This window comes from Neptunicella sp., from assembly GCF_048268085.1.
GTDB lineage: Bacteria > Pseudomonadota > Gammaproteobacteria > Enterobacterales > Alteromonadaceae > Neptunicella.
In genome coordinates this window covers 82,837-94,923 of sequence record NZ_JBLWWF010000007.1, presented here as the reverse complement: position 1 = coordinate 94,923, position 12,087 = coordinate 82,837, and the positions used below count along the sequence as shown (strand labels likewise).

Annotated in this window: 14 protein-coding genes; 8 read left to right on the top strand and 6 right to left on the bottom strand. The window is 42.7% G+C overall.

The window, feature by feature from the left end; translation table 11 throughout:
• Positions 1-23: 23 nt before the first annotated feature.
• From ACTD55_RS07630 to arsC, 3 genes are read right to left on the bottom strand one after another with little or no spacing between them, the layout of a single operon-like run.
• On the bottom strand, positions 24-407 hold the full coding sequence (locus ACTD55_RS07630; protein ID WP_438863730.1) for a DUF2069 domain-containing protein: 384 nt from the start codon (positions 405-407) through the stop codon (positions 24-26).
• Between the two features lie 13 nt (positions 408-420).
• Positions 421-1,029: an NAD(P)H:quinone oxidoreductase gene (wrbA, locus tag ACTD55_RS07625; RefSeq protein WP_438863729.1), complete on the bottom strand. Its 609-nt coding sequence runs from the start codon at positions 1,027-1,029 to the stop codon at positions 421-423.
• The gene (arsC, locus tag ACTD55_RS07620; RefSeq protein WP_438863728.1) at positions 1,029-1,382 is read right to left on the bottom strand and encodes an arsenate reductase (glutaredoxin); all 354 of its coding nucleotides are present in this window, start codon (positions 1,380-1,382) and stop codon (positions 1,029-1,031) included. The genes wrbA and arsC overlap by 1 nt, the downstream gene beginning before the upstream one ends.
• Before the next feature lie 70 nt (positions 1,383-1,452).
• On the opposite strand from arsC, the gene ACTD55_RS07615 reads away from it, so the two are divergent.
• On the top strand, positions 1,453-1,926 hold the full coding sequence (locus tag ACTD55_RS07615; RefSeq protein WP_438863727.1) for a TlpA family protein disulfide reductase: 474 nt from the start codon (positions 1,453-1,455) through the stop codon (positions 1,924-1,926).
• Positions 1,927-1,943: 17 nt separating this feature from the next.
• On the opposite strand, the gene ACTD55_RS07610 is transcribed toward ACTD55_RS07615, so the two are convergent.
• A complete protein-coding gene (locus ACTD55_RS07610) occupies positions 1,944-3,392 on the bottom strand; it encodes a beta-barrel assembly-enhancing protease (protein WP_438863726.1) in 1,449 nt (482 codons plus the stop codon).
• A 195-nt stretch (positions 3,393-3,587) separates the two neighbouring features.
• Here ACTD55_RS07610 and ACTD55_RS07605 point away from each other — a divergent pair, with 195 nt between their 5' ends.
• Both ACTD55_RS07605 and ACTD55_RS07600 read left to right on the top strand, forming a co-directional pair.
• Complete coding sequence (locus tag ACTD55_RS07605) at positions 3,588-3,848, top strand: sulfurtransferase TusA family protein (RefSeq protein ID WP_438863725.1); 261 nt, start codon at positions 3,588-3,590, stop codon at positions 3,846-3,848.
• Positions 3,841-4,929 carry an AI-2E family transporter gene (locus tag ACTD55_RS07600; protein WP_438863724.1) on the top strand — a complete coding sequence of 363 codons (1,089 nt, stop codon included), beginning with the start codon at positions 3,841-3,843 and terminating at the stop codon, positions 4,927-4,929. Before ACTD55_RS07605 ends, ACTD55_RS07600 begins: the two co-directional genes overlap by 8 nt.
• Before the next feature lie 50 nt (positions 4,930-4,979).
• Here the strand turns inward: ACTD55_RS07600 and bcp are convergent, their stop codons facing one another.
• Together bcp and ACTD55_RS07590 are read right to left on the bottom strand one after the other, a co-directional pair.
• Positions 4,980-5,444, bottom strand: a complete 465-nt coding sequence (bcp, locus tag ACTD55_RS07595) for a thioredoxin-dependent thiol peroxidase (protein WP_438863723.1) — start codon at positions 5,442-5,444, stop codon at positions 4,980-4,982.
• Positions 5,445-5,479: 35 nt separating this feature from the next.
• Positions 5,480-6,004 (bottom strand): glycine cleavage system protein R, encoded by a 525-nt coding sequence (locus ACTD55_RS07590; protein ID WP_438863722.1) that lies wholly within the window; start codon positions 6,002-6,004, stop codon positions 5,480-5,482.
• A gap of 129 nt (positions 6,005-6,133) precedes the next feature.
• Between ACTD55_RS07590 and dapA the strand changes: the two genes are divergently transcribed.
• The 5 genes from dapA to ACTD55_RS07565 all read left to right on the top strand — a co-directional run bounded on the left by dapA (position 6,134) and on the right by ACTD55_RS07565 (position 12,087).
• Complete coding sequence (gene dapA / locus ACTD55_RS07585) at positions 6,134-7,030, top strand: 4-hydroxy-tetrahydrodipicolinate synthase (RefSeq protein ID WP_438863721.1); 897 nt, start codon at positions 6,134-6,136, stop codon at positions 7,028-7,030.
• The gene (bamC, locus tag ACTD55_RS07580; RefSeq protein ID WP_438863720.1) at positions 7,027-8,130 is read left to right on the top strand and encodes an outer membrane protein assembly factor BamC; all 1,104 of its coding nucleotides are present in this window, start codon (positions 7,027-7,029) and stop codon (positions 8,128-8,130) included. Before dapA ends, bamC begins: the two co-directional genes overlap by 4 nt.
• A gap of 25 nt (positions 8,131-8,155) precedes the next feature.
• Entirely contained in the window at positions 8,156-8,869 is a 714-nt protein-coding gene (gene purC, locus ACTD55_RS07575) for a phosphoribosylaminoimidazolesuccinocarboxamide synthase (protein ID WP_438863719.1), read from the top strand.
• A gap of 108 nt (positions 8,870-8,977) precedes the next feature.
• A complete protein-coding gene (locus tag ACTD55_RS07570; protein ID WP_438863718.1) occupies positions 8,978-11,221 on the top strand; it encodes a DUF5916 domain-containing protein in 2,244 nt (747 codons plus the stop codon).
• A 110-nt stretch (positions 11,222-11,331) separates the two neighbouring features.
• Positions 11,332-12,087: a ThuA domain-containing protein gene (locus ACTD55_RS07565; protein ID WP_438863717.1), complete on the top strand. Its 756-nt coding sequence runs from the start codon at positions 11,332-11,334 to the stop codon at positions 12,085-12,087.

Here is a 12,087-nt window from a genome sequence, read left to right as displayed (position 1 = left end):
TGCTACACCTCACTCAAGAATGACTACTGTTCTTTTAACTTTTTTAACCCTAAGCCTAACTCTCTGCCTCGCAGGCGAGCATAGAAACTGCAACCTACAAACATGCCGGATGCCGCCAAAATTTCTATAGCCGCATACCACTGTTCACCAGTAGAAGCGTACACTGCGGTTAATCCATGCAATAAATACAACATAACAATAAAGTTGGCCCAGGCGTGGGTGTAGGGCGAACCTTGAATCAAGCCTTTAGCGGGCAGCAAAAGGGGCAACACCCAAAACAACAGTAAAAATAATGTGGAATGAACTTGTGGTTGACTCAATACAAAATGCCAAATAATCGACCAGCTCAATAAGCTGAGATAACTGATAAGGGCTAATCGTCGAAAAAATAAAGTTTTACTGCTCATGACTATTCCATTTTTAATTAGGGGCGGTTGACTCAGCGGCGAGTAGTCGGGCTATTTTCGCCAGTCTTTTGCCTTGTGCCAGACAAAGTTGTTGTTCTTCGGTACTGAGTTTTGTATTGCCGGCTGCGCCAGCGACATGGCTGACACCGTAAGGTGTGCCACCGGTAGTGGTGTTATGCAATGCTGGTTCAGAGTATGGCAAGCCAATAAATACCATACCATGATGCAGTAATGGCAGTTGCATGCTGAGTAAGGTTGATTCCTGTCCACCATGCATGGTGGATGATGAAGTAAAAACACATGCGGGTTTGCCGGCCAATGCCGCCGATAGCCACTCTTGGCTTGTACCATCCCAAAAATATTTCATTGCCGAGGCCATATTGCCAAAACGAGTCGGACTACCTAACGCCAGTCCGCTGCAATTGCGCAATTCCTCCCGGCTCACATAAGGATCACCGGTTTCGGGGACGGCAGGTTGGTTTTCATCAATATGATGACTGACTGAAGGTACCGTTCGGATCTGCGCTTCTAATCCGGCCATTTCGACGCCTGCCGCGATTTTATAGGCCATGTTTCGCGTTGCCCCTTGCTGGCTGTAATACAGGATGAGTATCGGGGCCACTATAAAATATCCAGCACGGATTCTGGCGGACGACCAATTCGCGCTTGGTCATTGGCGATCACAATTGGACGTTCTATTAGCTTGGGATGCGTAACCATGGCATCGATGAGTTGACGCTCGCTTAGTGATTCATCAGCCAGATTAAGTTGTTTATATTCATCTTCTTTGTTGCGCATCAGCTGTCTGGCCGATGTAAAACCGAGTAATTCAACATAACGTTGGATCTGTTGATGGTTTAACGGATTTTTTAAATATTCAATAATTTCCGGTTGATGCCCCTGTTCTTGCAATAATTGAAGGGTTTGACGGCTTTTTGAACAGCGGGGATTGTGAACGATGGATATTGTGGTCATTATTGGCTCCATAAGGTTAATCTGGATAAGGCTATTTTGCCTGACCACAACATGAGGGTATAGGGTTTTGTTGAAAAAGCTTATTTTTGTGATTGTTGCCATTGGCGCGATGAGTGCTGGTATATGGGTATCCCATACAAATAAAGCCGAGTTAACGCTATTAAGCGGACAACAGTACCAATGGCAGGATTTTAATGGACAATGGCTGGTGGTAAATTATTTTGCCCAGTGGTGTGCACCTTGTTTAAAAGAAATTCCAGAGCTGAATTTATTTGATCAACAGGTAAAAAATACCGATACACGTTTAATTGCTATTAGTTGGGATAATCTTAGCCAATCACAGTTACAGCAGATTGCAGACCAATATGCCATCGAGTTTGATCTGGTTTATCAGGTGGAGCCGGACTCATTACCCTTTGTAAAACCGGCTCAATTGCCTGCCACTTTTATCGTTTCTCCACAAGGTAAGGTGTTGAAAACCCTAATGGGTGAACAAACGGCTCTGTCGTTGCAACAACAAATCGCGCAACTTAAAAATAAATAAAACCCCTTGAAACGCGTTTAGAGCTTTTTCAGTTTACGGTCTTCATCACGAAACTGTTCAATTCTGGCTCTAATTCTTTGTTTTTCAAGCGTATTGTCATGGGTGTAATTATAGGCGCTTTGCAGCTCGTCAATGGCCTTTGGATAAACCGATAGCAGCGCGTAAAATTCTGCGCGAGTCTGATGCATTTCCAGCATCTGTTTGGTTTGTGCATAGGCATCGATAAGTAATTGATAGGTTAAGGTGTGCTCTGGGTTGACCAGTAAATAATCCTTTAAAATTTGGGTGCCGCGTTCGTACTTTTTCAAGCTAAATAGTGCATTAGCCATATTTAGCGATAATACGCGGTTGCGTGGCATTTTTAGTAATAGGGGGGTTAATAAATCCACAGCCTCCTGACCTTTATTTTTCGCTAGTAATATATCGGTTTGGGTATCCAGATAAAACAGGTTGTCCGGATCATCTTCCAGTAGCGGTAATAAAATATCTTCAGCCTGCTGATACTTTTCCTGACCAATTTTCAGCAATACTGTCCCGTATTGACCGGCTTTTTGGGCAATAACATTATTTTGCTCCAACAAGCCATTAAAATAGTGTTCACTATTGCCATTGTCTTCGGTGTAACGAGCAACAATACGAGCTTTGGCTAAGGCAAAGTTTAAACTCGGGGCAGGGCTATGTTGTGCATATAAATGGGCTCTGGCACGGGCATCGGCGATCCGTGATTCGGGTAAAGGGTGCGTTAGCAAAAATGCCGGTGGCTTGGATTTGAAACGGTATTTTTCTGCCAGTTTTCCAAAAAAGGTCGCGGCACTGCGGGTATCAAACCCGGCCTGAGACAACATTTGCATGCCAAGGCGGTCGGCTTCCTGCTCGTTGGCGCGAGTATAGTTTATCGACATTTGTTGTGACGCAGCGGAACCGGCACTAATGGCCGCCATCCCAGCTTCAGGATTTGCCATAGCCAATAATATACCACCGAGTAATGATGCTATTTGAACCGGGGATGAATTCTGATTTGATTCAATTCTGCGAGCCATATGGCGCTGGGTGACGTGAGTAATTTCATGAGCCAGTACAGAGGCAAGCTCACTTTCATTATCTGCGTTTAAAATTAACCCTGTATGTACCGCGATGTGACCACCGAAAAAAGCAAATGCGTTGATTTCAGGGCTATTTAGCAAGAAAAAGGTAAACGGGAATTTAACATTATCTGCCTGAGCAACCAGTTTGTTGCCCAGGTCTTGAATATATTCTTCCAGTAGCGGGTCATTAACAATGGGCGCCTGTGCGCGTAATTGACGCATGTAAATGTCACCTACGGCAAGCTCGCGTTCAATACTCATCGCATTCGATGCCACCACACCGATTTCGGGTAGATCGTTTTTTTTGATGCCTAGATTTAATGATTGAGCGGCGCTGGCCGTTGCGCTAAATAATAAAATAAAAACTAAACTTCGTAGCATTCTCACAACTTTAAATAGATTCATGTTACTGGCGGTTTGGAGTGTTTAAGCCGCAGTTGGTTCCGGTTTTATATTCTGTTTGATTAAGAATTCATTCCATAATGGTTTGAGTCGCCTCATTGTAACAGCCAAAATTGTGGTATGCTTTAAGCAGTCCATCGGCTTGTATCTCAATGATGTTGTAATTCTTCAATTATGCAAAATAATCTCGACGTGAGTCATTTAACCTGTCCTCTGGCATTACTGCAAGTTAAACGTTGGTTAGCTGCAGGATTACCTCAACAGAAAGTACAATTACTCGCACCCAAAGGCCAGAAAAGTCAAGATATTCTGCGTTTCATTGATTTATCTGAACATGAAATTATTATGCAAAGTGAGCAGCCGGACGGTTTGCATATTGTGATTCTTATCAACCCTAACGTGCCCCTTGACGGGAATGGAAAATCAGATGTTTAAAGTTTTTAGTGATTGGTATAAGCGCAAGTTTTCCGATCCTGATGCCGCCACCTTGTTGGTTATGATATTGCTTAGCGTGCTGACGCTGATTATCTGGGGTAATATGTTAGCCCCAGTGATAGTTGCAGTGGTATTGGCTTATTTACTCGATTGGCCGGTTGAAAGATTGAGTCGTCTAGGCGTGGCACGGACATTGGGAACCAGTGTGGTGGTATTGCTATTTATTAGTCTATGCACACTGATTATGTTGGTTCTCGCACCGATTATCTTTAAGCAGGGGACGAATTTACTCAAAGAAACACCGCAAATATGGGCTCAGTCCCAGCAATGGGTGATGATGTTACCCGAGCGTTATCCGGGGATTATTGATGGTGGGCAATTGCAGCAAATGTGGCAATCGACCAATGATAAAATTGTTGCATTGGGTCAACAGTTAATTACCGCATCTTTTAGCTCGCTGGTGAATATTGCTGCAGTACTGATTTATTTTATTCTGGTCCCATTAATGATTTTCTTTATGCTGAAAGATAAACGTGAACTGCTGGACAATGTCAGTAAATTATTGCCTCGTGAACGTCGCTTAATTAAGCAGGTCGGGTCTGAAATGAACACCCAAATTGTTAATTACATTCGCGGTAAAGTCATTGAAATCATTATTGTCGGTACGGCGACGACGGTGGCATTTGCGGTGATGGATTTACGTTATGCTGTATTGCTTGGTGTGTTAGTAGGGTTATCGGTATTAATTCCCTATATTGGTGCCGCGGTGGTGACCATTCCGGTGGCGATTGTGGCGTTATTTCAGTGGGGATTGACGCCTGATTTTTGGTATTTGATGATTGTCTATGGCGTAATCCAAACGTTGGACGGTAACTTGCTAGTGCCACTTTTGTTTTCCGAAGCGGTCAGCTTACACCCGGTCTACATCATTATTGCGGTATTATTTTTTGGTGGAATATGGGGCTTTTGGGGGGTGTTTTTTGCCATACCTTTGGCGACTTTAGTCAAGGCTGTGGGTAATGCGTGGTCAGAACAAAGTCAGATTAACAATCAAAGAATCAAATCAGGATTAGAAGGATAAGCGTGTTGCATTAAAAGGACAGCAATACTAGTGCTGTCCTTGCCGTTTACTTATTGATTGAGATAATCCAATACCACTTGATGGTGATCTTTGGTTTTAAATTTATCAAACACATGTTCAATGTTGCCGTTTTCATCAATTAAAAAGCTAATGCGGTGGATGCCATCAAATTCGCGTCCCATGAATTTTTTCGGGCCCCACACACCAAATTGATCGGCTACCGCATGATCTTCATCCGACAATAACGTGAAGTTTAAATTGTCACGCTCAATAAACTTGGGTAAACGCTTAACCGGATCAGGACTAATGCCCAAAACTATAACGTTGTGTTTAGCTAACTCATCTTTTGTATCACGCAGTCCTTGTGCTTGAACGGTACAGCCAGGGGTCATGGCTTTGGGATAAAAATAAACCAGCACTTTTTTACCTGAAAACTGTTTAATCGCGCAGGGTTCATTATCCTGATTGGGTAAACTAAAGTCTGGTGATTTATCACCGGCTTTTAATCGTTGCATAACATTCCTCTGTAACTAGGTTAGTGATAGATAAATCAGTGGGGGCGAATGGTGCCAAGTAACCCCAAATCATCTAAATAATGCTCGAAAGCGATGGCAATACTGCTCATGTCGGTATCCTGGTCCAGACTGACGACCATTTTACCTTTAAGCATTTTGGCTTGAGTACTTTTTTCAATAAAGGTGTTTTGTCTAAATGCACTAATCGAAATATTGTGCGAGCCGAAGAAGGCCGTAATTTTATGGATAGTACCAATGGCATCTAAACCGGCAAACTCAACATCGGCTAATATTGCCAGATCCTGTTTGTGGTGTTTACTGGTGCGTTTCATGATGGATAACAGTTCATATTGCTGACATACCATCGGTAATTGCATTTCAGCTTTGGTAATAGCGCTTTGCTCGCCTTCCAGAATCATGGTGAGTGATAGATCATGACCATAGACGGCTTGACGACTGTCTAAAATATTACAACCTGATTGGCTAACGGTGTTCGATAAAGCACTTAAAATACCCACCTGATCTTCGCCGATAATAGTAACAATAAGCTGTTGCTGCACTATATTCACCTCACTGTAAAAACCCAAGACTCTAGCATAGATTTTTTTATTTTGCTTTTTATTGCCCCATCGCTTGTTTTTATTGGGGTTGGCCATTAAGATTGGCCGCTCATTTTGCTCGGAGCCCACATGTTTAAAGGTAGTATAGTCGCACTCGTTACCCCTATGACTGATGATCAACAAGTTGATTATCAAACATTAAAATCACTGGTCGAATATCACATTGATGCAGGCACAGACGGTATTGTTTCCGTTGGAACCACTGGCGAGTCTGCTACATTGCCGGTTGATGAGCATATTAAGGTAATTAAAGCCACGGTAGAATATGCGGCCGGTCGAATATTTGTCATCGCCGGTAGTGGTGCCAACTCGACTGCTGAAGCCATTGAACTAAGCCAAGAAATGGCACCATTGGGAATCGATGGTTTTTTGAGTGTGGTTCCGTATTACAATAAACCCCAACAACGCGGACTAATTGCTCATTTTGAAACGGTTGCCGACTGCACCGATTTGCCCGTGCTGTTATATAATGTCCCAGGTCGCACGGTGACCGATATGTTGCCTGAAACCGTGGCCGTATTAGCCAAGCATGACAAGATTATTGGTATTAAGGATGCTACCGGTGATATGCAGCGCTTGGCAGACATGCGTAAGCTGGTTAGTGATGATTTTATTTTATTAAGTGGTGACGATGATACCTCGTTTGAATTTATCAAACAGGGAGGTCATGGCACGATTTCGGTGACGGCTAATATTGCGCCAAAATTAATGGCACAAATGGTGTCCTTAGCCAGAACCGGGGATTTTGAAGCCGCTCAACGTATTAATGATCGATTAGCTAAATTGCATACCCAGTTATTTATTGAACCCAATCCGGTGATGCCAAAGTGGGCGCTGTACCGTATGGGCCTAATTAAATCAGATATTGTTAGATTGCCTTTAGTCACAGCGGAACTTGCTAACCAAAAAATCATCGAACAGGTCATGCTCGATGCTGGAATAATAAAAATAGAGGAAAATGCATGACCCGTAATACAGTATTAATTTCGATTGTTGCCTGTTTGGCGGCATGTAGTTCGGTTGAAGAAAGACGGGTTGCTAATGGTGGATTTGATTATCTGCAAAGCAAGCAAACGAATGGCGTTAAAATTCCACAAGGCGCGCAAACGCCGGAATATTCTGATCAATATGCGATTCCTGATTTGGATAAAAATGCTAAAACCGATTTGGTTGGTAATGAAGTGCCAGTGGTGTCACCTTCGGTGGTAATGCCGGTTGTGACTGGTTCCCATGTAGAGGAAGGTTCCAAAAAGGCCGTGGTCTGGTTTGATCAAGTCCGAGATGATAAAGAACTTGATACGGCGATATGGGATAGCTTGATCAGTTTTTTGGAGGAGCGCGAGATTGGAGTCACTTACTTCAATAAAGACGAGCAACTGCTGATTACTGACTGGTTGATTTATAATGAGCAAGAAAGCTCATCCTGGTACGATTGGAACGCTACGGATAGAGAAGTAGGTAAACGTTTTGAGTTTCGTCTTGAAAAGAAAAGTCACGGACGCAGTGCAGCGTTAACGGCTAAATTGACTGATTATAAAGAAAGCGTTAATGGCAAGCCTGTGGTTGATATGTCGACGGCGGATGTGCGAGCCAATGAAGTCGATATACTCAATAAAGTCATTAGCCATTATCAGGATCAACAGCGACGTGATGATGTACGTCGAATTCGCGAAATTCAGGAAGGGTTGAAAACTGAATTAGGTTTCAATGCCAAAGGCGATCCTGCCTTTATTGTCGATGGTGCTTATACGGTTACATGGCCGCGATTATTGCTGGTATTTCGTAAGCTAGGTTTTAATGTAAAGGATTTGGATCAATCCAGTGGTCTGCTGTTTGTTGAATATGTAGGCGCAGATGTGAGTTGGTGGGATAAACTGTGGGGCGATGATGGCAACGAATTGCCTCTGGAAGAGACCGATTATCGAGTTCAGCTCGAGGAAATTGATGGCGATAAAACCTCCATTAGTTTTATGAATGAAGATAATGACCCCCTTGAAGCTCAAACGATGAGTGATATTTATGAAGGTTTTTCTGCGGTGATGGCAGAAAAAAATCTAGATCTTTAAATTTAAATTGTTGAGAAAGTAACTGATGGAAAAACGAGCTGAATTGTATCGTGGTAAAGCAAAAACCGTTTTCACTACGGATAATCCCGATTTATTGATTTTACAATTTCGTAATGATACATCGGCATTTGACGGTGAAAGAATTGATCAGCTTGATCGTAAAGGCATGGTGAATAACAAGTTTAATCACTTCATTATGTCTAAATTAGAGCAAGCCGGTATTGCAACTCAGCTTGAAGAATTACTTGCTGATGATGAGGCCCTGGTTAAAAAGCTGGATATGATCCCGGTAGAATGTGTGGTGCGTAACCGCGCAGCAGGCTCACTGGTTCGCCGTTTGGGTGTAGAAGAAGGCTTGGTTTTTGAGTCTCCAACCTTTGAGTTTTTCCTGAAAAATGATGCCTTGCATGATCCGATGGTGAATGAATATCACATCCAAGCCTTTGGCTGGGCAACAGAAGCACAAATTGCTCGGATGAAATCATTGAGTTTTCAGGTTAACGATATATTGAAAGCCTTATTTGATCAGGCTGGTTTGTTATTAGTTGACTTTAAATTGGAGTTTGGTGTTGATAGTGCCGGTAATATTGTCTTGGGTGATGAGTTTACTCCGGATGGCTGCCGTTTATGGGACAAAGAAACCAAGCAAAAAATGGATAAAGATAGATTCCGTCAAGGCTTAGGTGGTGTCGTTGAGGCATACGAAGAAGTGGCCTTGAGATTAGGGGTAAAATTGTAGCATTTGATTGATAATTGCTCAGTTAAACATTTTTTTAACACAAATAGCTGCAGAATTTTTTCTGCAGCGGTAGAGTTAGGGAATAATAACAATAATTAATGGACTAAAATGCATAATAAGCTGCTTTGTACTTTAGTAAGCTGTGGATGTTTATTTTATTTATCCACAGCTAACGCGATAGAAAAACCTCAACAATCCTATTCTTTGCACCGTGATTCGGTGGCTGCCAATATCGATGGTGTATTAGACGAACCGGTCTGGCAATTGGCCACCAAGGTTAGTTTGGATTATGAAAATGATCCGGGCGAAGGTGTTCCGGCCCCCGTCAAAACTAACGTGTATTTGTATGAAGACGGTGTCAATCTGTATGTGGCTTTTGAAGCCTTTGATCCCCACCCGGAGAATATTCGCGCCAGCTTGCGTGCCCGTGACAATATCAATATTGATGACAATGTTGGGATTATATTAGATACCTTTAATGACAAGCGTAATGGCTTTGGCTTTTTTGCCAATGCCATCGGTGCACAAGCTGATAAAACCATCGTTGATAAAGATGGCATGGAAGAAGATGATTCCTGGGATGCGATTTGGGATAGTGCCGGCAAAATTAATCAACAAGGTTATGTTGTTGAGTTTAGTATCCCTTTTAGAGCGCTTAGATTTGCTCATGTGACCGAAGCCACTCGCTGGAATATTGGTTTATATCGTAACTATCCCCGTGATGACTGGACACAAATTTCCGATGTGGCGCTGGATCGTAATTTAAGTTGTACGTTGTGTCAGTTTTCCGGTTACCGGGGCTTTGCCAATATTGAACCGGGCAATAATTTACAGTTAACTCCTACACTGACATTAGGTCGTACCGACGTGCGTGATGTCGTTGAACAAACGGGATGGCAACAAGGCGACGTAAATAAAGATGTCGGTTTGGATATGCGCTGGGGAATTACCAAAAATGCGGTAATCAACGCCACATTGAATCCTGACTTTTCTCAGGTAGAAACCGATTCTGCCCAGCTGGATGTGAACAATACCTTTTCCTTATTCTATGATGAAAAAAGGCCATTTTTCCTTGATGGCGCCGATTATTTCACCACTGATAAGTTTAACCTGGTACATACCCGTAACATCGCTGACCCGGATTTTGGCGGCAAAATTACCGGTAAATACCAACAACACAGCTACGGTTTGCTGGTCGCTGATGACAATAATACCAGCTTTCTTGTTCCCGGCACGCAAAGCAACGATATCGCCATTTTAGAGATGAAAAGCAAGGTAGCCATGGGCCGCTACAAAATGGATGTCGGCAGCCGTAGTAATGTTGGTGTGCTAATGACGAGTCGTCGTGGGGATGATTATCGCAATGAATTGGTGTCTATCGACGGCACCGCCTGGCTTGATGACAATAACAGTATGAATTATCAACTGGTGCGCAGCGAATCGCGTAATCCATTGCAAGTTCAACAAGATTTTGGATTGGCGCAGCAGCAGTCGGGCAACGCCTACTTTATTGGTTTGCACCATGAAACCCGCGATGTGGATATGTACGCCAATGTTAAACGCGTCGATCGCGGTTTTCGTGCAGACTTAGGCTTTATATCCCAATCCAATTATGAACGAGCCGAAATCGGCAGTAGCCGTACGTTTTATTTTGGCGCTGAAAACTGGTTCAGTATTGCTGCCATTGGGGGAAACTGGGATAAAACCCGTGATTTAGATGGTAATTTACTTGAAGAAGAATGGGAGTTTAACGGCAGCTTTGAAGGAAAGATGCAGTTTTATGGTGACTATAACGTGTTGCATCGGAAACGTTTATACCAAGGTCAGTATTTTAATGAAAATCAGCTGGCGCTCTGGAATGAATTTACTCCATTCGGTGGATTGTTAGTCGCAGCCTACCTGCAAGTCGGGACTGAAATCGACGTAGAAAACGCCAGGTTGGCAGATGGATTGAAGCTTGAAGGTTATTTACAGTGGCAAATGGATCAACATTTTAATCTGGATACTTTTCATATTTACAACAGCTTGGAAGACGATAAAGGCAAAGTTATTCAAGCTAATTTGACGCAAGCCAAATTAACTTATCAGTTTAATATGCGCAGTCGATTGAGCCTGATAATGCAATATACCCGTATTAATCGAAATCTGGATTTATATGTATTGCCGGATCTTTATTCATCTCAAGAAGCCTCGTTGACGTCACAATTACTTTATTCTTACGAGATCAACCCACAAACCTTAGTCTATGTAGGGTATTCAGATAATGGTATACAGGATAACTTGTTAGTCCCTCACTTAACTAAAACGGATCGCACCTTATTTGCAAAGTTTAGTTATGCATGGCAGCTTTAACGGACGAATGAGTCAATTAGCGCACATTTTTATACAAAGCGCGGATTTTTTCACAGAATATATGATTGTGGCAGCGCAAGCTTAAGTTATCGAATAACAAGGAAATACATATGAAACGTCAAATATTATTGTTAATTAGTGGTTTGTTACTCGCCTTCAGTATACAGGCAAGTCAATTCAAGGTGATGGTCTTCAGTAAAACGGATGGTTGGCACCATCAATCTATTAATGCCGGCGTAACCGCACTGGAAAAAATGGCCAAACGGCATTTCTTTGATTTGGAGTGGCAGGAAGATGCCAGTCATTTTAATGATAAAAAATTAGCCGAATTTGATGCGGTGATTTTTTTAAATACCACCGGCAACATTCTCAATGATGAGCAGCAAGCTGCATTTGAAAAGTTCTACAAGTCAGGTAAAGGCTTTATCGGTATACACAGCGCATCGGATACCGAATATGACTGGGATTGGTATACCAAACTAGTAGGGCGGATGTTTGTTATCCATCCCACCAACCAAACTGCCAGAGTACAAGTATTGGATCGCAAATTTCCTGGCACTGACACGTTACCTGACAGCTTTTTATGGACTGATGAGTGGTATCAATTTGGGCCTGAATTAAGCAAGAATTTGCATTATATTTTGAGTGTGGATGAAAGTACTTATCAACCCAAAGCTGATTGGGGACGGGTAAAAGGAGATGGTATGGGTAAGTTTCATCCTATCAGTTGGTACCAGAACTATGATGGTGGCCGTTCTTTTTATACCAATTTAGGCCATATGCGTGAAGGTTGGGAAGACGCATTGCTGCTTAAACATCTTTATGGCGGTATTTATTGGGCTGCCACGGGTAAAGGCATGCGCTAG

Excerpts from the sequence above, each read along its gene's own strand:
- purC (WP_438863719.1), top strand. The coding sequence starts at position 8,156 with ATGGAAAAACGAGCTGAATTGTATCGTGGTAAAGCAAAAACCGTTTTC.
- dapA (WP_438863721.1), top strand. The coding sequence starts at position 6,134 with ATGTTTAAAGGTAGTATAGTCGCACTCGTTACCCCTATGACTGATGAT.
- ACTD55_RS07605 (WP_438863725.1), top strand. The coding sequence starts at position 3,588 with ATGCAAAATAATCTCGACGTGAGTCATTTAACCTGTCCTCTGGCATTA.
- ACTD55_RS07600 (WP_438863724.1), top strand. The coding sequence starts at position 3,841 with ATGTTTAAAGTTTTTAGTGATTGGTATAAGCGCAAGTTTTCCGATCCT.
- bcp (WP_438863723.1), bottom strand. The coding sequence starts at position 5,444 with ATGCAACGATTAAAAGCCGGTGATAAATCACCAGACTTTAGTTTACCC.
- ACTD55_RS07610 (WP_438863726.1), bottom strand. The coding sequence starts at position 3,392 with ATGCTACGAAGTTTAGTTTTTATTTTATTATTTAGCGCAACGGCCAGC.
- ACTD55_RS07565 (WP_438863717.1), top strand. The coding sequence starts at position 11,332 with ATGAAACGTCAAATATTATTGTTAATTAGTGGTTTGTTACTCGCCTTC.
- ACTD55_RS07630 (WP_438863730.1), bottom strand. The coding sequence starts at position 407 with ATGAGCAGTAAAACTTTATTTTTTCGACGATTAGCCCTTATCAGTTAT.
- arsC (WP_438863728.1), bottom strand. The coding sequence starts at position 1,382 with ATGACCACAATATCCATCGTTCACAATCCCCGCTGTTCAAAAAGCCGT.
- bamC (WP_438863720.1), top strand. The coding sequence starts at position 7,027 with ATGACCCGTAATACAGTATTAATTTCGATTGTTGCCTGTTTGGCGGCA.
- ACTD55_RS07570 (WP_438863718.1), top strand. The coding sequence starts at position 8,978 with ATGCATAATAAGCTGCTTTGTACTTTAGTAAGCTGTGGATGTTTATTT.